The sequence below is a fragment of the Treponema saccharophilum DSM 2985 genome, from assembly GCF_000255555.1.
Lineage (GTDB): Bacteria > Spirochaetota > Spirochaetia > Treponematales > Treponemataceae > Treponema_D > Treponema_D saccharophilum.
Window position 1 is genome coordinate 1 of the sequence record NZ_AGRW01000020.1, and the last position, 21,469, is coordinate 21,469.

Genomic DNA, 21,469 nt, shown 5'->3' on the forward strand with positions numbered 1-21,469 from the left:
TCCCATTAGAGCAGGAATGCCGTTCCCATTGGAGCAGGAACGCCGTTCTCATTGGAGCAGGAACGCGTTCGATAAAGTGGTGAAAAATATACTGTAATGCACGGCGGAAACGGATATTTCCGGCAGGTTTTTCCGTTTATGGCGCGTTTGTCCTGAATGTGTCCCGTTTTTTATGGCAATATTATGGTAAAATATATCAGCCTGTTGTATTTTCCGCCGGGCAAGTCGTCTCTATCCGGAACAAGGGGGCGCACCATGTCTTTTTTGAGGAATGATATGTCAAGAAAAGAAAGAAACAGAGGCTCGCTGAGCTTTACTTTTATTGCTGCTCCTGCCGCGGGGATGCTGATGGCGCTCGTCGCCGTCGTGATAATTTCTACTATGAGCATCATAAAAACGGCGGAGCAGTTCGCGAAGATGCAGGGCGTTCCCGTCGTCGAGAAGGTTGTCGGGCACATCGACGGGGACAAATTCGAGCGGCTCGCCGCGAGGCTCGATGATACCGACCCGTGGGCGGAGGAGACGCGCCTGTGGATGCTAGACGTCGCGCAGTCGGTCGGATGCGCGTACCTGTTCACGATGTGCCCCTCGTCCGGCTCGACTTACCGCTATGTCATCGACGGAAGCTGCGACCCGAGCGACACGGAGAACTATTCGCCGATGGGGACGGAGGAGAACATATCGTCGTGGAGCGATGCCCCGATTGATACGATGAGGAGCGGCGAGCTTACGAGTTCCGGGATGGTCTACCAGGAAGGGTGGGGCTGGACGGTCAGCACGTACAAGGCAATCAAGAATTCAAACGGAAGGAACGTCGGTTTTGTCGGCTGCGATTTCGAGATTTCGTTCATCATCGAGATGATAAAGAAGAAAATCGCGCTGATTGTTTCCATAAGCGCGGCGATTTTTGTGGTTTTTGTCGTCATCATCCTCAAGTTGCGGAGCCTCATGGCGCAGATTCGCCTTTCGATGAGGAAGGAAATGAAGATGGGCGAGGAGCTTTTCGTCGCGGCGCAGAACCTCGTCGTTTCCACGCGGGAGACTGCCGCCACGAGCCAGGATTCGAGCGCGGCGGTGAAGGAAATCGTCGCCACGATGGAGGACTCGAACGTCCTTTCGGATAATATCTCGAAGAAAATAAAGGGCGTCTCTGAGGTCGCGAACAGCACCTCGTCGGATGTCGTCGAGGGCGTTTTGCAGATTGGGCACAATCTCCGGCAGCTCCACGACATTTTCGACGCGAACCAGCAGACGATAGACGGAATCAAGAAGCTCGGCAAAAAAATCGAAAGCATCTGGGAGATTGTGACGCTCATAAACAACGTCGCCGACCAGGCAAAAATCATCGCGTTCAACGCGGAGCTTGAGGCGAACACGGCCGGAGAGGCGGGGAGGAGCTTCAAGATTGTCGCGAACGAGATTCGCCGTTTGTCGAACGGCATTATCGGCGGCACGCGCGAGATTAAGGAAAAAATCGGCGAAATCCAGCAGTCGTCCGATTCGCTCATCGTCGCGTCGGAGAGCAGCACCGAGAAAATAAAAACCGGCTACGAGACCGCGAACGGCCTTAGCGAGAAATTCGAGAATATCAAGAAATCGGCAGGAATCACCGCCGCGAGCGCGGCGGACATCGCGAGCATCATACAGCAGCAGGCAATCGCAAGCGACCAGATTCTGATTGCGCTGCGGGAGATTTCGGCGGGAGTTGAGAATTTCACCACCGCGACGGACACAATTTCGGAGTCTGCGGAAAACATACGGAGGATTTCCGAGGACCTGAACAACGCGAGCCACTCGGTCGGAAAGAAAAGCGGCTCCTAAATCTCGTCGCCCGCCGTATTCCCGTCGTCCTGCTCGGGCGGCAGGGATGCACGCTCGCTTTTGTATTTCATGCGGTATTCCCTCGGCGTCATGTTGATGAATTTCTTGAAGCATCGCGAGAAATAGTTCGAGTCGTTGAAGCCGACGGCGTATGCAATCTGCGTTATGTCGTAATCCGTATAGATGAGTTTCTGTATCGAGGCGAACATCCGCTGCCGCATCTGGTATTCGAACGGCGGGTATCCCGTTATGCGCTTGAAATTGCGGAGAATCGTGCTTTCCGACATGTTCCCGTTGTCGATTAAGTCCTGCATCGTGATTTTCTTGGCGTAGTTCTTCTCGATGTATTTGATGAGCTTCTCCGCGCCGTTCCGCTCGGTGTTGTTCGGATAATTCGGGTCGTTGTAGATGCGCAGGAGCATTATGAGGAGCTGGAAAAGGTAAATCTCGCCGGCAAGCTCCCAGCAGACGTGCTGCGAGCTGAGCTCCTCCTGCATCTCCTCGATTATCGCCCGCACCTCGAAAAGCTGCATCTTGTTCAGGCTGAAGATGATGGGGCGCGCGTTCTCCGAAAGCCCCTTGTCCCTGAAGAATTTCTCCGCGGAGGGAAGGCGGGAGAGCGTCTGCTCGTTCGTCTCGAAGAACGAGGGGCGTATCAGGATGTTCATCAGAATCATGTTGTCGATGTCCTTGTATCCGTGAACCTGCCCGGGCTTTACGAATATGACGTCGCCCGCCTTGAGCCGCGTGTCCTTTCCCGTCTGCGTGACGTGCGTGCCGGAGCCGCTGTATATGAAGACTATCTCGTAGAAATTGTGCGAGTGGAGCGGATACGGAATCTGAGGGTTCCTGAATTCGAAGTGCCAGAGAGAATCGTCCGTCCAGATGCGTTGCGCTATCAGCCTGTCCATGAAGTTATTGTGCTAATTGATGGATTTTTTGTCAAGGAAACAAAGGCTTCGTGCGCATAGCATTTCAAGCATGAAAACAGGAATCATCGTCATCGACATCGGCATGACAAACAAGAAGGTCGCGGTCTACGACGAGCGCCTGAAGCAGCTCGACGTGGCGTACAGGAATTTCGCGCCAGTTTCCGTGAGGGACTCGCTCGGAAACGATGTTCCCGCGCACGATTTGGACGGGATGAGGGAGTGGTTCGCTTCCTGCATAAAAGAGTTCGCGTCGAAGTATGACATCAGGGCGCTGTCCGTGACGACGCACGGGGCGACGGCGGTTTTTGTTGGCGTCGACGGCAAGCCGTGCGCGCCGTGCGTCATGTATACGTACGAGCCGGGTAAGGAATTCCACGATTCGTTCCACGCGCTCTGCGGCTCGGGCGACGAGCTTCAGCGCATGACGCATTCGCCGCGGTTCGACTCGATGATAAACCTCGCGAAGGGAATCTATTTCGTGAGGGAGCGGTTCCCGAAGGAATTCGCGGCGGCGGAGACGATTCTCAATTTCCCGCAATACTGGACGTTCCTCCTCACCGGAAAAAAATGCTATGAGCAGACGTTCCTCGCGTGCCACACGTATTTATGGGAGCAGAACAAGCGCGCGTGGTCGTCCGTCGCGGAAAAGCTCGGCATCACGGGGAAAATGCCGTCCGATTTTGTCGGCCCATGCTCCGCCGCGGGAACGGTTCTTCCGGAAGTCGCGGAGAAGCTCGGCCTTTCCGCTGGCGTCGTCGTCGCGTCGGGAATCCACGACTCGAACGCGTCGCTTCTCCCGTATCTTGCGAAGGGCGGCGGCGACTTCGTGCTCAATTCGACGGGAACGTGGTGCGTCCTCATGCATCCGGACGACAGCTGCAGCAGCGCCGTTATGGGCGAGGACGATATAGGGAAGGCGGTTTTTTTCAACAGGAGCGCGCTCGACAAGCCGGTGAAGACGGCGATTTTCCTCGGCGGGCTTGAGGTCGATTCGTACGTGAAGATTTTCCGGCGCGAGAATTCCACCGATGCGTTTCCGTGCGCGACGATGGAAGACGTAAGGGACGTCCTCCGCCGGAAAAGCGATTTCGTTCTTCCTGAAATCGTGAGGGGGTCCGGGCAGTTTCCGTCATCGCGCGCAGGAATTTCCGAAGGCGGGAAATTCTTTCCGTATGAGTCCATCCTCGGCGGCTCGGCGGTTCCCGGAATCCTTGCCGACGAGAGGCGGTTCTGGGCGGCGCTCGTCGTGTCGATGGTCATCCAGACGGAGACGGCGCTCCGCCGCGTTGCCCTGAAGGACGGGACGGCGGTTTTCACGGAGGGCGGGTTCCGGAAGAATGCGCTCTACAACACGCTGCTCGCCTCGGTCATGCGGAAAAACGATTTCTTCATTACGGGAATCAGCGAGGCGACCGCCGCGGGAAGCGCGATGTGCGCCCTGACGGCGCTGACGGGGGCTTCTCTTTCCGAGCTCGGGAAGAACATACCGATAGAAAAAACGAGAATCATGCCGGATGATGCCGGCGATTACGAATCATACAAACAAGAATGGCTGCGGATGGCGGCCGAACAGGAGTGAACGATGAGCGTACTAGGACAGTCTTTCGTGCAGGGTTTCATCAGGATGTGTTCCGATGGGTGGGACCTGGGATGGCATGAGCGCAACGGCGGGAACCTTTCCTACCGGATGAAGGAGGAGGAGGTTTGGGCAGTCGAGGACGAGCTGAAGACCGACAAGCCGTGGCAGCCTATCGGGACGACCGTTCCCTCCCTTGCCGGCGAATTCTTCCTCGTCACAGGAAGCGGCAAGTACATGAGGAATGTCCAGCTCGACCCGGAGGCGAACATCAGCATAATCGAGCTTGACGGGAAGGGCGAGAATTTCCGCATCCGCTGGGGAATGCGCGACGGCGGGCGCCCGACAAGCGAGCTTCCGAGCCATCTCATGAACCTTGAGGTGAAGAAAATCGCCACGAACGGCGCCTGCCGCGTCGTCTATCATGCCCACTGCACGAACACGATAGCGCTCACTTTCGTCCTTCCGCTCGACAGCAAGGTTTTCACGCGCGAGCTGTGGGAATGCGCGACCGAGTGCCCCGTGGTCTTCCCGCAGGGAATCGGCGTCGTGCCGTGGATGGTTCCGGGCGGGCGCGATATCGCCGTCGCGACGAGCGAGCTGATGAAGGAATTCGACGTCGCGGTCTGGGCCCACCACGGGATTTTCTGCGCGGGTCCGGATTTCGACACTACGTTCGGGCTTATGCATACGGTCGAGAAGTCCGCGGAGATTCTCGTCAAGGTGCTTTCGATGGCGCCGAGGAAGCTCCAGACAATCCGCCCCGATGAATTCCGCGCGCTCGCAAAGGATTTCAAGGTTTCGTTGCCTGAGAAATTCCTTTTTGAAAAACCGTTCTGATTTGTGGAAGAGGCAGCTCTCTTCTTCACTTTTTTGATTTCTCCTCCTTTGCCAGCCTTCCGACGTTTTCGGGAGGCTGGTTTTTCTCTTTGCGCTTCCTGCCGCGTTTTAGTATCATTGCACCCGTTCGATGAATTTGTTGCCGCTCAGCTTTGTGGCGGATTAACCGGAAAGAAGTCGTCATCTACTGCGGAATCCGTTCGCAATGGCACTTTTCACGTTAATCGCCTCTATTCTTGAGCTTGCCAGGAGGAATACGTTATGAAAGTCGGAAGGTTCGCCCCGAGCCCGAGCGGAAGAATGCATTTGGGGAATGTCTACGCCGCGCTGCTTTCGTGGCTTTCCGCGCGCTCGTCCGGGGGAAGATGGATTGTCCGCATAGAGGATTTGGACAGGCAGCGCTGCCGCCCGTGCTATTCCGACATGCTCCTCGACGATATCCGCTGGCTCGGGCTTGAGTGGGACGGGGAAGTCGTCAGGCAGTCGGAGCGCACGGCGCTTTACGAGGAGGCGTTCTCGGCTCTGTCGAACGAAGGGCTTGTCTACCCGTGTTTCTGCCGCCGCGCCGACCTCCTCGCCTCGTCCGCGCCGCATTCCTCCGACGGAATTCCGGTTTATTCGGGAAAATGCCGGAACATCGCCCCTCTTGAGCGGAATGCCTTGATGGAAAAGCGTGCGCCGTCGTGGCGCGTTCGCGTCGGTGGAATTTCCGAATTCGAGGACGGGCATTATGGCGCGCAGCGAATCCTCCTTGAGGATGATTTCGGGGATTTCGTCGTCCGCCGCGCCGACGGTAATTTCGCCTACCAGCTTGCGGTAGTCGTCGATGATGCGGACGAGGGCGTGACGGAGGTTGTGCGCGGCCGCGACCTGCTTGCGTCGGCGCACGGACAGCTTTTCCTGTACCGCGCGCTTTCCCTTCCTGCCCCGTCGTTCTCGCACATCCCGCTCCTCGTGTCGTCGGACGGCCGGCGGCTTTCGAAGCGGGAGCGCGATGTCGATATGGAATTTCTCCGGAGCCGATTCACGCCGGAATTCGTCGTCGGAAAAATCCTCCACATGTGCGGCTTCGTCGAAGAGGTTCGTCCGGTCGCGCTTTCCGAGGCGGTGTCGCTTTTCAGCTGGAATGCGCTTCCGTCCGAGGACATCGTTTTCCGCCCGTTCTGATTTTTTGCGGGCGGATGAATTCCTGAACAAAAAGCGCTCCGCCGTTTTTTTGTGGATGCAGGGAAAAAATCGAAATAAACCGCTGGAGATGGTGCGCAAAGTATGCCGAAATAAAAATCGGTCATTGAGCGAAAACGGAATGGCCGATTCCTGCGTGAGCGGGCTTCGGCTCTCCGCCATCTTGTTAGCATATCGCTCGCAACTCCACGATTTTTCAGGCAGAGCAGCAAAAAAAAGCCGGAAGGGGAGAGCGTCTCAGCGTGCTTCCCTTCCGGCGGATTTTCGATGCGATTTTGCCCTGCCCGAATCAAGCTCTGGATGAGAAGCCTGCAGATTCGGGCAGATTCGTTCTGTTTTTCCGCGTTTTTACTCGGCGGATGTCTCCTCGGCTTCTTTCAGGAACGAGATGTATCCGCCGAAAATCCATCCCTCGACGGTTTCGTCCCCGTTCTTCGCCTGGACGAAATACCAGTGCTCGGTCAGCCCCTCGATTTTGTCCGTCTCGGCGGTCATCTTCAGCAGCGTGATGGCGCTTCCGTTCGCGAGTTTTGCGAGCACGTCGCCGTTCTGCGGAACCGCGCGGAGGTTTACGGTCGCTCCGTCGTCGGTCGAGACGAGCGCTTCCTGCTGCGGGATGTCGGCTGCGTTCTTTCCGTCGATTATGTTGAACATCTTCCTGTTCGTCTCCTCGACGTACTCGCTGATTTTCGCGGTCGACTCGATTTTAAGCGCGAGCTTCATGAAGTTCTCTTTCATGCCTTTGTCGGCCTGCACGAACGCAAGCTCCACGAGCTGCGCAGCCTTGACGTCGTTCTGGTCGTCGCTGATTTTCTTCGTCTGCACCCAGCGCGTTTTGAGCGTCGCCTCGTCCGTATCGTAGAAAATAACCTCGGAGAAGGAGACGCTGCCCGCCGTCTCGCGCCTTCCCGTCGCGAGGCAGATTGTCCCGCGCAAGAGGAAGGCGTTCCTGAACGTCGAGATGCGCGATTTTGTGAAGAGCGTCGCGTCCTCCGTCAGGACGATGGGCGAGTCGCCGATTGCGCATTCGTTTGCGGTGATGAAATATTCCTTTGACTGGTACTGGACCTTGTAGAATTCCATTGCGTTCTTGCTTTTTCCGCCTGTCCAATAGTAGATTGCCTTTACCGGCGTCTCCGACAGAATCTCGACCTTCGCTCCGAACGGAATCTGAACAGCCCATTCCATGCCGCGCTCCGTCTGCTTTTTGAGGGAGCCGTTGTTGCTTCTGAGCATGTAGCCGCTTTTTGCTGTCGCGAGGAAGGCGGACGCCATCATGATTGCTGCAAAAAATACCTTTTTCATCGTTCGTTCCCCCTGTTATCTCTCGCTTCCGACAAGCTCGAGTATTTCGTTGCGGACGACATCCTTGAGCTGCTCCGCCGGGTTCGTCTTCTCCGCATATTCCTTGAGCCGCGCCTGCGTTATCATCGAGTCGATGGTGAAGTCGTCTATCGAAATCATGTTTTTGAGGATGTAGAGGTCCTTTCCGTACGGGGAGGATTTGCTGTAGGTGACTATCGCCGCGAAATCGTCCGTCGCGTCGTACGTCACGACGAGCTGGCCCGTTTTGACCTTCGACTGCGTCATCGTCGCCATGTCGGGAGCGGAGAAGAGGTAGCCGTCCTCAAGGATGACGCCCGTCCTTCCGGTGCGGGAGACGAAAGTCGTCCTCGTCCAGTAATCCTTCCCGTCGACATCCACCTTCACGAACGTGAAGCTCTCCTCCGTGCCGTTCGCGTATTTCTGCGTCGCCATCTTCTCCACCGGCGCGCCGTCCTCGGTGACGATTTGGACGGAATCGCCGACGGAGCTCCATTCGGCCGCGACCATTTTGCCTTCTTTTTCAGTGCAGAATCCCCAGCCGCCGTAAATCATTATTCCGTCGGCAGTTCCGATGACTTTCGTTGGTTCCTCGATGACCGGAACCGTCTCGACTTCCCTTTCCGGCTCTGTAGTCACCGTTTCCTGCACGACTTTGCTTTCTTTTTCCTTGCATCCCGCCACAAGAAGCGCGAGGAGCAGCGCGGCTGCCGCCGCCGTCGTTTTTTTCATGTTTTCTCCTTTTTGATTGGATTTATGCGTTGTGCCCAATCGCGATGATGGGCAAAGTGTAGCATTTTTGTTTTCCTGTTCCAAGTTCCGAGCCTTTTGCGGGAAGAAATCGCATCGCGGACAGAAAAGCCCCAAAAAGCGTCTCCGCCTTCTGGGGCTTTCTCCGGCGCCGTTACTGCACCTTGAATTCGTTTATCTGAACGCTGATTTTGTCGATTGCCGTCTTCACGTTGCTCGCGACGTCGTTGAGCGCCGTGCCGGAATCGTTTATCTGCTGCGTGCCCGACGACATCTCCATCATGCTCTGGCTGATAAGCTCCGTCGAGTCCTTGAGGTTGCTCATCTCCAGCACGATGACCTTGTTTCCCTCCGTCATCTCGCTCGCCGCCTGCTGAACTTCAGCCGTGCTGTCGTTGAGGAGCTTGAGCGCCTCGCTGATTTGCTTCGACCCTTCGTTCTGCTCCTCCATCGCGTTCTTGATGTGCGCGACGAGCTTGTCAGTTTCGGAAAGCTGCTTCGACACGGAGTTGAACGCCTCGCTCGACTCGCGCGCCGCATCGACGACCTCGTTTATCGACTCCTTGATTTTTCCGAGCTGCTCGCCGATTGTCTGCGACTGCTCCGATGACGTCTCCGCGAGCGACCTGATTTCGTCCGCGACGACGCTGAATCCCTTTCCCGCCTCGCCAGCGTGTGCCGCCTCGATAGCGGCGTTCATCGCGAGGAGGTTCGTCTGCTCTGCAATCGCCGAGATTACCGCGTTCGCCTCAAGGAGCATCTCCGACTGCGTTTCGATTGTCTGTATCCTGTCGTTGACGTCCTGCTGCTTCTTGAACCCGCGCTGCGAATTCTCCTCGAGCCCGGAGAACGACTGCGCCATCTTGTCGACGGACGAGTTGACGGACGATATGTTCCCTATCATCTCCTCGATTGCGGCGCTTGCCTGCTCCACGCTCGTAGACTGGTTCGCGATGAGCGCCTCGAGCGCGTTCACCGTGACGGAAATCTGGTCGACGGCGCCGGCAGTCTGCGACACGCTCGCGTTCTGGCTCTGCACCTGAGCGTTGATGCTTTTTATATTCGCCGCGATTTCCTCAATTGCGGACGACGTCTCCTCCGCGCAGAGGTGCATGGCGTCTCCGAGCTGCGTGAGGTCGTGCTTTGAATCGTGGATTTCGGAGAGAGCGGCGCGCATCTTCCCCGAGAATATGTTGAAGTCGTCTACGAGGTCGCCGAGCTCGTCCTCCGATGTCCGCTTCAGCGTCTGCGTGAGGTCGCCATTCGACATCATGTCGAACGAAATCTTGAGAAGCTTGACCGGCGAGACGATTTTCCTGACCGTTATGAACGCGACGACGAGTATGATGAGGATGAGGATGACGATTGCCGGGACAACCATGAGGATAATCGAGACGAGCACGCGCTCCGTCTCGGAAAGGCGCTTCGCGATGAAGAACATCGCCGAAAGCTCCCCGTTCGAGTCGTAGCCCGGCATATATATGCTCATGTATTTCTGCCCGAGGATGTTGTTCATCCCCACGAACGTGTTGCCGCTTTGTATCGTCCCGAGAATTGTCTGGTTCGAGAGCGTCGTTCCCCGCGCGTTGGGGATTGTCGAGGCGACGCGCCTGTCTCCCTTGAAGAGCGTGCATTCCATGTCGAAGTCGGTTTTCGCGTGCGATATTACGTTCTCGCCCATGTCGAGCACGATTGCGAGCGCGCCGGTTCCGTTCCGCGTCCTCAGCGGGCTTGCTCCGACCGCAACGAACTGGAATTCGTCCGACTCCTCATAGCTGTAGCCGCTTTTGCCCGCCATGGCGTTCCTGATGACGGAAAGCGACGGAAGATTGTTCGGAAGCCCGCTTCCTGCCGACGCGATGATTTTTCCCGACGAGTCGAGCGCCGCGAGCGCGCTTATCCGGAACCTCGTCTTTGCGGACGTCAGAACCTTCGACAGCTCCCTGTAGTCGCTTTCCTCCATCGGCCTGTAGATGGAGGCGTTTTCGGTCAAGGATTCCGCAAGCTGCTGCATGTTCGTGCCCTTCTCGGCGTACTCGCTTGCGAAGCTTTTCGAGATGTTCTGGATGTTTTTTTCGGTTAAAGATATGAATCCGTCCCTGAAAATTACGAGCGATGCTACGGATATTGTCGTAGCCACGACAAGAATGCTCAGAACGAGTATGAGCTGGATTTTGATGAAAACAGTCTTCTTCACTTTCATAAAAAACTCCGGGATTTCGATGGTCAACTGTAATAAACTATTCTGACTTTTTTCTTAAAAAAAAAGTTATATGACTGATTTTGACTGTTTTTGAGCAAGTTTTGCATTATTTTAACATCTTTTTTTCCGGAAATTCATACATCGCGGTCTCGGCGCGGCGTTTTTTATTGGGAGAATGCGTTTTTCAGGGGATGAGGGCTGTCGCGGAATCTGGCGGGTTCGCCCGTTTCGTTGCTCGCGGGCGGATTACGTCCATGTCGGGCGGGCGTGAAAAGGCGGAATGATGCCTACAATGAGGGCGCCTGTTCTGCCTGCTGGGAGAGCGCCGCCTCGGCGATTTCCTTCGACGACGGAAGGAAGCGCCCCGTCGAGTAGAAGTGCCGCCTCCAGTACGGCTCGTCAAGAGCGCTGACGACGACGCCCGTCCTCGGCCCCTTGTTCGCCGCGTTTATGAAGATTTCCCTTCCGCTGAGCGAGCCGCTTCCGGAATACGTCCCGAGGTAGATTCCCACGTGGTCGATTTTTCCGCCGCTTTTGAAGAAGACAAGGTCGCCAGGCTCCCGTTCCGCGGACGAGATTTTCTGCGTGCTCGCATACATCTGCTGGGCGGTCCGCGGGAGCGCGACGTTTATCCCGTTCTGCGAGGCGTATTTGACGAACCCGGAGCAGTCGAGCCCGCTTTGCGGGGTTTCCCCGCCGAACTTGTACGATATTCCGCGCAGCGACATGCTGTAGTCGATGAGCCTCTGCCTGAGGAGCGACATTTCCGCGACGTTCATCGCGCTGTAGTCGAACGAATAGCCGCCGGACGATTGCGGCGCGGCCGTCCTTCCCGATGGCGCCGCGATTCCGTGCGCCTCGAGTATTTTCTCCATTTCCCGCTTCAGGTGGGTGAGGATGGTGTCGGCGTGCTTCATCGCCGTCCTTTTCGCATCCTCGAGCGCCGCTTTCGCCCCGCTCGATATGACGATGCCGTTTATCTGCGAGTCGATGTCCTCGAAGTCCTTTTCCGATTCCGGAATAATCGCCCCCGCGATTCTGTGGGCGGCGTTTATCGCGGATTCCGCCGCACCCCGTATGTCGAACCCGAAGAAATGAACGGCGACGAAAAGCGCGAGCGCGATAAATAGTATTTTTTTCATTGAATTCCTCCTCTCGTGGCATCCCGTTTCCGGAAAAAACGCCATCACGGAAAAGGATAGCCTTTTTTCGGAAACGGTCAAATCCATCGCATGAAGATGGCTGGGGAGCATCCGCCTTTTTTACGGGCGGGATTTGAAGAACGAGGAATTCCTCCGCTCAAGCTCGTCGAGCTCGTCGAAAATGCGCGACAGGTGCGCGCGGTCGAGCTCCTTCACGAGGGAGACGTCGCCGCATGTTATGGCGTCGGCGATGCGCTTGTGCTCCTCCTCGGCGCGCGCGATTGCGCCGCTGTCGCCGTAGCTGAGCATCCGTATGCGGCTGTCGTTTCCCGTCCGCGATACGAGCGTCTCCCAAATCCACGCGCAGTCCGCCTTCGTGTAAATCATCCGGTGCATCTCGTCGTCGTAGCGCATGAACGAGGGAATGTCGGACGACAGGGCGCTGGCGTGCTGCGAAAGGAGGTTCCCCCCGAGTTTTGCCGTGAAGATTTCGCGCTCAGCCTTGTCGGAAAGGGCTTCCATGCAGGATTCGATGACGCCCATCTCGATTGTCGTGCGCATGAACCGCTCCTGCCTGAGGATTTCCCTGTCGAGGAGGGAGACGCGCGTGCCTTTCTGGGGGAATATGTCCACGAGCCTGTCCGTGGAGAGCCGAATCAGCGCATCCCTGACGGGCGAGCGCGAGACACCCAGCCGCCCGGCGATTTCGTTCATGTCGAGCTCCTCGCCGGGCTTGTATTTCAGGCTGGTGATTTCGTCCCGCAGCTTAGAGTAGACAGTCTGTTTTCTTTCTATTCCTCCCGGCATTGCCGCCTCCCGTAAAAAATCCGCGCGGAACCGTTTTCTGCGTTTTCCGCGCGTTTTTTGTCATACCGCGAAGCCCAGAAGCTTCGGGAGGAAAAGCGAGACCTGCGGGACGAACGTTACGATGAGAAGTCCCGTGACCATCGTGAGATAGAACGGAATCATCGCCTTCGTCGTCTTCTCGATGCTTATCTTTCCGACGCCGCACCCAACGAAAAGGGCGGAGCCGACAGGCGGCGTGCAAAGCCCTATGGCGAGGTTGAAAATCAGCATGACACCGAACTGGACGAGGCTCATTCCGCAGACATTCTGCACGACGGGCGCGAGAATCGGCGTCACGATGAGGATGAGCGGCGCCATGTCCATTATGCAGCCGAGGAAAAGCAGCATCACGTTGATGAGAAGAAGCAGGACGACTTTGTTTCCGCTGACCGCGAGAAGCCCCTGCGTTATCATCGTCGGCACCTTGAGGAGCGCGAGCAGGTATCCGAACCCGCCTGCCGCCGCGATGAGCGAGAAGACCATCGCGAGCGTCTTGACGGTGTTCATGAGGAGTTTCGGCATCTGGGAGATTTTCAGCTCCTTGTACACGAAGACGGAGATTATGAACGAGTAGATGCACGCGATTGCCGCCGATTCCGTCGCCGTGAACCAGCCCGCCGTGACTCCGACGAGGATGATGACCGCCGTGAAGAGCGCGAGGATTGCGTCGAGGCAGATTTTCGCGGCTTCCTTGAAGCCGACAGCCTCGCCTTTGGGGTAGCGCCTGATGATGCTCATGACGGCGCAGACGACGAGGAACAGCACGCCGAGCGTGACACCCGGAACAAGGCCCGCCATGAAGAGCGCGCCGACCGAGACGCCGCCCGCCGCGACGGAATAGATAATCATGTTGTGGCTCGGCGGGATGAGGACGCCCTGGCATGATGTCGCCACCGTCACAGCGACGGAGAAATCCCTGTCGAATCCCGCCTTGACCATCATCGGAATCTCAATCGAGCCGAGCGACGACACGTCGGCAACCGCGGAGCCGGAAAGGTGCCCGAAGAACATCGAGCCGAGGACGTTCACGTATGAGAAGCCGCCCCTGAACCGTCCGACGACGGCGTTCGCCGCCTTCAGCAGCCTGTCCGATATTCCGCCCGCCCCCATAATCTCGCCGGAGAGGATGAAGAACGGGATTGCCATGAGGCTGAACGAATTGATGCTTTTTCCCATCTGCTGTATGAATGCCATCAGCGGGATGTTGCAGTATACGAGCGTTATGCACGACGACACCGCCAGCGCGAACGTCACCGGCATCTTGCAAAGTATGAATACTATGAACGACCCGAGCAGAAGCCAGATCGCAATCGTTGGATCGAACATTACGATTCCCCTCCATTGTTTGCGGGCGCGTCCTTCGCGGTGCTCGCCCTCATCTCCTCGATAATCTGCTGGTCCGTCTTGTCGGAGCTTTCCTTTCCCTCAATCGAGGCGTGGCGGTATTTCCGTGCGCCGAACAGGTCGAGGAGCGCGAAGTAGATTATGAAAATGCCTCCGACGGGCATCATGCAGTACGCCGTTCCTGCCGGCCACTGCGTCGCCGGCAGCGTGCTTCCCATCGTCATCGAGGCGAGCTTTATGCCGTACACGACGAGGATTCCGCCGAAGAAAATCGTCGCGAGCGTGTTTATCTTTTCGATGATTGTCTGGACGATTTTCGGGAACCTGTTGAAGAAAAGCGAGATGGAGATGTGGAGCCCTTTCTCGACGCCTATCGCCATCGCGATGAAAGCCGTCCACACCATGAGGAGGAGCGCGACCTCCTCCGACCACATTATCGATTTGTGGAGGACGAGCCTCCCGAACACCTCGCAGCTTACGATGGTGACGATTACGAGTATGACGAGCTTCGAGAATTCGAGGAGAACCCTGTATATGCAGTCGAATACGAACGTCACCGCCGAAACGGCAGTCTGCGCCGGATTGAAGCCCGGCTTGCAAATCTCGCCGGGAGCCGACGATATGAATGATTTGACCTTTTCTATTATGTTCATTGCATCCTTCGTTTTTTTTCCGTCTGGACTGAAAAACGGGGCTGCCGGATTGACAGCCCCGCTTGATGTTCCCGCGCCTGAGCCATGCGCTCCGGGCGGGCGTAATCAGATAGCCGCAGCGTTATTTCGACTGTATGAGCTTTATGAGGTCCTCGTAGCCCGCGCCGAACTGCGTGTAGAGCGGTGCCATGGCAGCCTGGAACTTCTCCTTCTCGCCCGGCTCAAGCTCCGTGATGACAGAACCTGCCGCCTTGACCTTCGCCTCGGACGCGCCTTCCTTCGCCGCCCACAGCTCGCGCTCAAGCTTTGCCGACTCGAGCGCGCATTCCTTTATAATCTTCTGGTCGTCCGCCGAGAGCTTGTTCCATGTGATTTTCGAGACCATCTGCATTTCGGGAACGCGCGTGTGCTCGTCGATGACGTAGTATTTCGCGACTTCGTAGTGCGAGACGGAATCGTATGACGGCCAGTTGTTCTCCGCGCCGTCGATGACGCCCGTCTGGAGTCCCGAATAGACCTCGCCGTATGCCATCGGGGTGGCGTTCGCGCCGAGGGCGGAGACCATGCCCATCATGAGCTGCGATTCCTGCACGCGGATTTTCAGGCCCTTGAGGTCCTCGAGCTTCGTGACCGGCTTCTTGCTGTTGTAGAAGTTGCGCGCGCCCGCGTCGAACCATGAGAGCCCGATGAGCCCGGCCTTCTCGACAGAGCTGAGGAAGTTGTCGCCAATCTGCCCGTCGAGAACCCTCCACATCTGCGACGCGTCCTTGTAGAGATAGGGAAGCTGGAGTACGTTGAGCGATTTCTCGAATTCGGAGAGCGGGGAGAGCGATACGCGGGTGAAGTCGATCGCGCCGAACTGGAGCTGCTCGATGACCGCCTTCTCGTCGCCGAGCTGGCCGCCGTGGTAGACGTCGATGTGGATTCTGCCGTCCGTCCTCTGCTCGACAAGCTCGGCGAATTTGTACGCCGCCTGCGTCGTCGGGTAGTCCTGCGCCTGGTTCTCGGCGTATTTCAGGACCATCTTCTTCGCTTCCGCTTTGGGAGCCTCCGCCGCGTCGGTCTTTTCCTTCTTGCATCCGGTGATGGCGATTCCTGCCGCCATAAGCGCGCATGTCGCCGCAATGAGCGTTCTTTTCATCATGTTTCCTCCGTTTTTCTCTTTCGCGCGTTTTTTCCGCGAACTGATATATTAGTATGAAACATACTCTAGCACCACGTGATTCCGTTGTCAAATCGAAAATGTGCGGAGACGCCTTTTTTCGAGGATTTTATGTCAATTTTTTGAATCGCCATCGCAGAAAAACGCGTTCTCTTCCATATAACATAACGCCTTCTTGTTTCCGCGCTCCGCCGTTTTCGCTCTTTCGGAGAGGCGCCATTTTTTGCGGGGCAGGGCGGAACGAAAATCATACTATTGTCATAATTTTTGAGAATATTTTCACTAGGAACAGATTTTTTTATGAATATAATCCCACACATGATTAAAAGATACGAATTCGGGCAGCCTGTTGTCGATACTGGCGCCGTTGTCATGGATGTAGCCCCCTCCATAGGGGAGATGCCGTTTGGGGTGGTCGAGAGCCGCTCGCCTCTCAAATTTAAGTGCGGACTTTCCCGTGGCGAGATGGTGTTCGGGTTGGGGGAAAACGTGCGTGGAATCAACAAGCGGGGGTTCAGATATGTCAGCTGGTGCTCCGACCACGCTTGTGCCGGGGAGAACGACAGTTCCCTGTACGGCGCGCACAATTTCCTCATCATATCAGGCTCCGCGCGCACGGTCGGCTTGTTTTTCGACACGCCGTCCCGTGTGGAGTTCGACGTCGGCTGGACGCGCGGCGACGAGCTCGTCGTGTCTTGCGATGAGGACGGTATCGACGTGTACGTCATAACTTCCGAGGAGAAGCGGAAGGAATGCGCGCTCAAGGATATCGTCAGGCAGTTCAGGCGGATGGTCGGACGGAGCTACATACCGCCGCTGTGGGCGTTCGGCTTCCAGCAGAGCCGGTGGGGATACAAGACGGAGGCGGATGTCCGCGCGGTTGTCGAGAACTACCGCAGCCGCTCGCTTCCGCTCGATTCCGTCTGTCTCGACATCGACTACATGGAAGGGTTCCGGGATTTTACCGTGAGCAAGGAGCGCTTTCCTGAATTCGCCGCGCTGAACAAGTCCCTCGCCGAAGAAGGAATTCACCTCGTGCCGATTATCGACGCGGGCGTGAAGGCGGAGGACGGGTTCGGCATTTACGACGAGGGGCGCGCCGGCGGGTTCTTCTGTACGACGCCCGGCGGTGACGTGTTCAAGGCGGGCGTGTGGCCCGGGCTGAGCGCGTTCACCGACTTCATGAGGGAGGATGCCCGCGCGTGGTTCGGGAGCAAGTACAAGGCGCTCGTCGACTGCGGCGTGGAGGGATTCTGGAACGACATGAACGAGCCGAGCCTTTTCTACACGGACGACGGGCTGAAGGCTGCGTTCAGAAAAATCGACGACTTCAGGGGGCGCGAGCTCGACATCGACTCGTTCTTCGACTTCACCTCCGTCGGCGGTTCCATGAGCTGCCGGCTCGAGGACTACAGGAACATGATTCACGAGGTTGTCGGCCCCGACGGAAGCAAGAAGTCCGTCCCGCACGCCCGCATCCACAACATATACGGCGCGATGATGACGAGGGCGTCGGGCGAGGGGCTGTCCGCGATTCTTCCCGGGAAGCGCACGCTGCTTTATTCCCGCTCGTCGTGCATCGGCGCGCACCGCTACGGCGGAATCTGGATGGGCGACAACTGCTCGAAATGGGGCGACATAGAGCTTGAGATGCGGATGCTTCCGTCGCTCAACATGTGCGGCTTCATGTATACGGGAGCCGATATCGGCGGGTTCGGGGACTCCTCCTCGCGCGACCTCGTCCTGAGATGGCTCGCGCTCGGCGTTTTCGTGCCGCTCATGAGGAACCACTCCGCGTGGAACACCCGGATGCAGGAATGCTACGCCTTCGACGGCGGAACCGAGGATTTCAGGAGCGTGCTTTCCCTCCGCTACGCGCTCATCCCGTACATCTACAGCGAATTCGTCAAGGCATGCGATTCGGGGGACATGATGTTCCGCCCGTTGTGCTTCGATTATCCCGAGGACGAGATAGCGCGGAGCATCGAGGACGAGCTTATCGTCGGGAACGAGGTGCTGATTGCGCCCGTCTGCCGGCAGAACGCCGGAGGAAGGCTCGTCTATCTTCCCGAGGACATGACGCAGGTCGTGTGGAAGGACTGCCGCGCGAGCGAGAGCCACGTGGGTAAGGGCGTTCATTACATAGATGTTCCCGAGGACACCGTCGTGTTCTTCATAAAGCGCGGGAAATCGGTTCCCATCTGCGGCACAATCGCGCAGAGCACGGACAAAATCGACTACGGAAGCCTCGTGCGCCTCGGCGACGACGTCCCGTATTCGCTCTACCGCGACGACGGGTTCACGACGGACATCGATGTCGCGGCGAACACCGTGGAGCTGTGGGCTTGATGGAGGGGCAAAGATGGATTTTTCAGCTGTAAGGCATTTTTCATACGACTCGTTCTGCTATCCGCTTGACGCCGATTCGCTTCAGGTGAACGTTCAGACTGGAAGCGATGTCCTTTCCGTCAGGCTCGTCTACGGCGACCCGTTCAAGGGAAAGCTCGACGGCGGAAAATGGAGCTGGGAGCGAAGCCGCGCCGACATGGAAAGCCGCCGCCTGCCGGGCGCCCTTTTCTGGAGCGCGACCGTCCGCCCTGAATTCAAGCGGTGCAAGTATTATTTCGAGATTCGCGCCGACGACGGGACGTGGCTTTTCTTCGAGGACGGGTTCTACCGGAGCGAGGGGGAGGATGTCCCCGTGGAGGCAAGCCCCTTCATCTTTCCGTGGATGAACGAGTCCGACATCGTGTCGCCGCCGAAATGGGCGGAGGAGACGGTCTGGTATCAGATTTTCCCGTCCCGGTTCTGCAGGGGAGGGGACGGCGGCGGGGATTTCCTTCCGTGGGCTGATTCCTCCCATGCCGTCAGGAACGAGGAGCGATACGGCGGGAACCTCCTGGGGATAATCGACAGGCTCGGCTACCTTGAGGAGCTGGGGATAAACGGGCTTTACATAAACCCGATAAACCTTTCCGTGTCGCAGCACAAGTACGACACCGCCGACTACCTCACGATAGACCCCGAGTTCGGCACGGGCGCGATTCTGCGCCGGCTCGTCGACGAGGCTCACGCGCGCGGGATGCGCGTCATGCTCGACGGCGTGTTCAACCATTCCGGATGGGAATTCTTCGCATGGCAGGACGTCATAAAGAACGGGAAGAAATCGCGCTATGCCGGATGGTTCATGGTGAACGACTACGGCTTCGAGAAAACTCCCTGCGACAATGCCGAGCGCGGCGCGTACTTCTCGTTCGCGTTCGCCGACAGGATGCCGAAGCTCAACACGAACAATCCCGAAGTCCGCGATTATTTCTGCTCGGTCTGCGAGAAATGGGCGCGCGATTACGGAATAGACGCGATACGGCTCGACGTCGCCAACGAGCTTTCGCATACGTTCTGCCGCAGCCTGCGCGAGAGGCTCCTTTCCGTCAAGAAGGATTTCTTCATCGCCGGCGAGATTTGGAACGACTCAACGCCGTGGCTCCGCGGGGCAGAATTCGATTCCGTAATCAACTATCCGCTCCGCTCCGCGATTTGGCGGTTCGCGTCAAACCCCGAGAAGGACGTGCGCTTCCTTGAGTCGGAGCTGAACCGCTGCCTCGTGCGATACACGCGCCAGACCGTCCGCGTCCTCATAAACCAGATGGACAGCCACGACACGATGCGCCTCGTCACGCGCATGGACGGTGACAGGGACATGGCTCTCCTCCAGTTCGCGCTCATCCTCTCGCTTCCGGGGGCGGCGTGCATGTATTACGGGACGGAAATCCTGCTTCCAGGCGGGGAGGACCCCGACTGCAGGAGGTGCATGCCGTGGAAGGAAATCGAGGAGGGCGCGTTCGACGACGTGCTCGGCTTCATGCGGGAGCTTGTCTGGCTCAGGCGGAACAGCCCCGCGCTTAAGAGCGACGAGCTCTCGTTCCGCTTCCTCCAGAACGACCTGAACGGCCGCCGCAGGGTCGTCATCCTCGAAAAGCGGGACGAATCTTCCGGCGAGCATGTCGAGTGCCTGTTCAACTTCGGGCGCGCGCCGTTCGCCGTATCATCCTGCGGCGTCGTCGGCTCCGCGGACATCGCGCTCTCGCGCCGCCTTGAGGGAGGGCTTCTCCTTCCCGGCGGGTTTGCCGTCGTGCGCCGCCGCTGAAACGCGTTTTTTCCGGCGCACGGGGAGCGTTTTCGCCTCTTCCGTGCGCCTTTTTTTTTTCGGGAGGAAAACGCGATGCTTTTCCGTACAATTTTTTTGACGTGTTTGACTTTTTTCCGGCGGTGATTTATTCTTTGTTTTTATGGAAAATGTGAAAGCGACAAAAAGCCAGGCATACAAAGAGACGCTGCAGCGCGGGACAGTCGTGTTTCCCATCCAGTACTCGCTCTGCAACACCGCGAACCCGAGTTATGACCTGCCGCTGCATTGGCATGACGAGTTCGAGATTATCCATATGATTTCCGGCTCGTACAGAATTTTCACGGGCATGGGGGAATTCTTTCTGGAGGAGGGCGACATCTGCCTCATTCCCGGCGACGTCGTGCATGGGGATGCGCAGGAGCGCGGAATCGCCCTTTACGAGTCCGTCGTGTTCGACATGGATTTGATACGCCTCCATTCATACAGCCCCGACATCTTCTTCAACGACATGCTCAACGGCGGCATCTCGCTCGTTCCCGTAATCGGGGCCGGCGAGGAGGAAATCCGGAACTGCGCCAGTCGGTTCTTCTCGACGATAAAGCTGCAGCGCGAGGAATTGGACCTGCTTTCCGTGGGGCTTCTGATGGAATTCTTCGGGCTGATAAAGAAGAACAGGCTCTTTTCGGAGCCGCAGTCGCCGTCGTCCCATTCCGCCAAGGATGCCCGGATGAACCAAATCAGCTCCGTGCTGAACCTCATCCGGAACGAGTACGGCAAGGACATCACGCTTGACCGCATGGCGGGCGTCGCCGCCCTTTCCCCGAAATACTTCTGCCGCCTTTTCCGCGAGAGTACCGGCCACACCCCGATTGAGTACCTCAACTGGTTCCGCGTGAACCGTGCCTGCACGCTCCTGCGCGAGACCGACGGCAAACTCCTCGACATCGCCCTCGAATGCGGCTTCAACGATTTCAGCTATTTCACGAAAACATTCAGAAGATACAAAGGAATCCCGCCCTCAAAATATAGAGCCGCATTGTTTTAGCGACCTGTTTTCCCGCGAGATGGAGCGGCTCTGTTTTCCACGCGCGATGCGCGTGAAAACCTTGATGGATAAGAGCGCGTGGCTTTCATAGTGCGACATTTTTTCCTGTAAAAGTATGATGTCCTGGACAAGTGAGAGCCGCATTGTTTTAGCGACATATTTTCCCGCGAGATGGAGCGGCTCTGTTTTTCACGCGCTATGCGCGCGTGAAAACCTTGATGGACAAGCGCGTGTGGTTTTCCATAAGGCGACAAATTTTCCCGTAAGAGAATGCCTGCTCGGACTGATGAGTGCCGCATTGTTTTAGATACATATTTTCCCGCGAGAAGGAGCGGCTCTGTTTTTCACGCGCGATGCGCGTGAAAACCTTGATGGATAAGGGCGCGTGTGGTTTTCCATAAGGCGACTTGTTTTCCCGTAAAAAACAGTGAAGGTCGTAGACCTTCACAAATCCGCGTGACAACAAAAATCAGCGTTCCCCAAAAAAACGTTGCCCCCGTAAGCCCTCGCAATTTCCC

16 protein-coding genes are annotated in these 21,469 nt (G+C 57.2%); 7 read left to right on the forward strand and 9 right to left on the reverse strand.

The window, feature by feature from the left end:
• Positions 1-276 precede the first annotated feature (276 nt).
• Entirely contained in the window at positions 277-1,821 is a 1,545-nt protein-coding gene (locus TRESADRAFT_RS14740; RefSeq protein WP_002701714.1) for a methyl-accepting chemotaxis protein, read from the forward strand.
• Here TRESADRAFT_RS14740 and TRESADRAFT_RS00245 read toward each other — a convergent pair.
• Complete coding sequence (locus TRESADRAFT_RS00245) at positions 1,818-2,732, reverse strand: helix-turn-helix domain-containing protein (protein ID WP_002701716.1); 915 nt, start codon at positions 2,730-2,732, stop codon at positions 1,818-1,820. The genes TRESADRAFT_RS14740 and TRESADRAFT_RS00245 overlap by 4 nt on opposite strands.
• Positions 2,733-2,802: 70 nt before the next feature.
• Here TRESADRAFT_RS00245 and TRESADRAFT_RS00250 point away from each other — a divergent pair, with 70 nt between their 5' ends.
• The 3 genes from TRESADRAFT_RS00250 (at position 2,803) to gluQRS (ending at position 6,336) form a co-directional block, all read left to right on the forward strand.
• Positions 2,803-4,332 (forward strand): FGGY family carbohydrate kinase, encoded by a 1,530-nt coding sequence (locus TRESADRAFT_RS00250; protein ID WP_002701718.1) that lies wholly within the window; start codon positions 2,803-2,805, stop codon positions 4,330-4,332.
• Positions 4,333-4,335: 3 nt separating this feature from the next.
• Positions 4,336-5,169: a rhamnulose-1-phosphate aldolase gene (gene rhaD / locus TRESADRAFT_RS00255; RefSeq protein WP_002701720.1), complete on the forward strand. Its 834-nt coding sequence runs from the start codon at positions 4,336-4,338 to the stop codon at positions 5,167-5,169.
• 261 nt (positions 5,170-5,430) lie between these two features.
• The gene (gene gluQRS / locus TRESADRAFT_RS00260; RefSeq protein ID WP_002701721.1) at positions 5,431-6,336 is read left to right on the forward strand and encodes a tRNA glutamyl-Q(34) synthetase GluQRS; all 906 of its coding nucleotides are present in this window, start codon (positions 5,431-5,433) and stop codon (positions 6,334-6,336) included.
• Positions 6,337-6,702: 366 nt separating this feature from the next.
• On the opposite strand, the gene TRESADRAFT_RS00265 is transcribed toward gluQRS, so the two are convergent.
• The 8 genes from TRESADRAFT_RS00265 to TRESADRAFT_RS00300 form a co-directional block, all read right to left on the reverse strand.
• Complete coding sequence (locus TRESADRAFT_RS00265; RefSeq protein WP_002701723.1) at positions 6,703-7,659, reverse strand: SH3 domain-containing protein; 957 nt, start codon at positions 7,657-7,659, stop codon at positions 6,703-6,705.
• A gap of 15 nt (positions 7,660-7,674) precedes the next feature.
• Positions 7,675-8,409 carry a hypothetical protein gene (locus TRESADRAFT_RS00270; RefSeq protein WP_002701725.1) on the reverse strand — a complete coding sequence of 245 codons (735 nt, stop codon included), beginning with the start codon at positions 8,407-8,409 and terminating at the stop codon, positions 7,675-7,677.
• Positions 8,410-8,581: 172 nt separating this feature from the next.
• A complete protein-coding gene (locus tag TRESADRAFT_RS14745; RefSeq protein ID WP_002701727.1) occupies positions 8,582-10,630 on the reverse strand; it encodes a methyl-accepting chemotaxis protein in 2,049 nt (682 codons plus the stop codon).
• Between the two features lie 287 nt (positions 10,631-10,917).
• Positions 10,918-11,772: a C40 family peptidase gene (locus TRESADRAFT_RS14750; RefSeq protein ID WP_002701729.1), complete on the reverse strand. Its 855-nt coding sequence runs from the start codon at positions 11,770-11,772 to the stop codon at positions 10,918-10,920.
• A 120-nt stretch (positions 11,773-11,892) separates the two neighbouring features.
• Complete coding sequence (locus tag TRESADRAFT_RS00285; RefSeq protein ID WP_002701731.1) at positions 11,893-12,579, reverse strand: GntR family transcriptional regulator; 687 nt, start codon at positions 12,577-12,579, stop codon at positions 11,893-11,895.
• 60 nt (positions 12,580-12,639) lie between these two features.
• Positions 12,640-13,944, reverse strand: a complete 1,305-nt coding sequence (locus TRESADRAFT_RS00290; protein WP_002701732.1) for a TRAP transporter large permease — start codon at positions 13,942-13,944, stop codon at positions 12,640-12,642.
• Entirely contained in the window at positions 13,944-14,615 is a 672-nt protein-coding gene (locus tag TRESADRAFT_RS00295; protein WP_002701734.1) for a TRAP transporter small permease, read from the reverse strand. Before TRESADRAFT_RS00295 ends, TRESADRAFT_RS00290 begins: the two co-directional genes overlap by 1 nt.
• A gap of 121 nt (positions 14,616-14,736) precedes the next feature.
• On the reverse strand, positions 14,737-15,759 hold the full coding sequence (locus TRESADRAFT_RS00300; protein WP_002701736.1) for a TRAP transporter substrate-binding protein: 1,023 nt from the start codon (positions 15,757-15,759) through the stop codon (positions 14,737-14,739).
• A 336-nt stretch (positions 15,760-16,095) separates the two neighbouring features.
• Here TRESADRAFT_RS00300 and TRESADRAFT_RS15850 point away from each other — a divergent pair, with 336 nt between their 5' ends.
• The 3 genes from TRESADRAFT_RS15850 (at position 16,096) to TRESADRAFT_RS00320 (ending at position 20,951) form a co-directional block, all read left to right on the forward strand.
• Positions 16,096-18,126, forward strand: coding sequence for a glycoside hydrolase family 31 protein (locus TRESADRAFT_RS15850; RefSeq protein ID WP_040841807.1), 2,031 nt, complete (start codon positions 16,096-16,098; stop codon positions 18,124-18,126).
• A gap of 13 nt (positions 18,127-18,139) precedes the next feature.
• A complete protein-coding gene (locus TRESADRAFT_RS15855; RefSeq protein WP_002701740.1) occupies positions 18,140-19,924 on the forward strand; it encodes a glycoside hydrolase family 13 protein in 1,785 nt (594 codons plus the stop codon).
• 142 nt (positions 19,925-20,066) lie between these two features.
• Positions 20,067-20,951, forward strand: coding sequence for an AraC family transcriptional regulator (locus tag TRESADRAFT_RS00320; RefSeq protein WP_002701741.1), 885 nt, complete (start codon positions 20,067-20,069; stop codon positions 20,949-20,951).
• Positions 20,952-21,469: the final 518 nt, after the last annotated feature.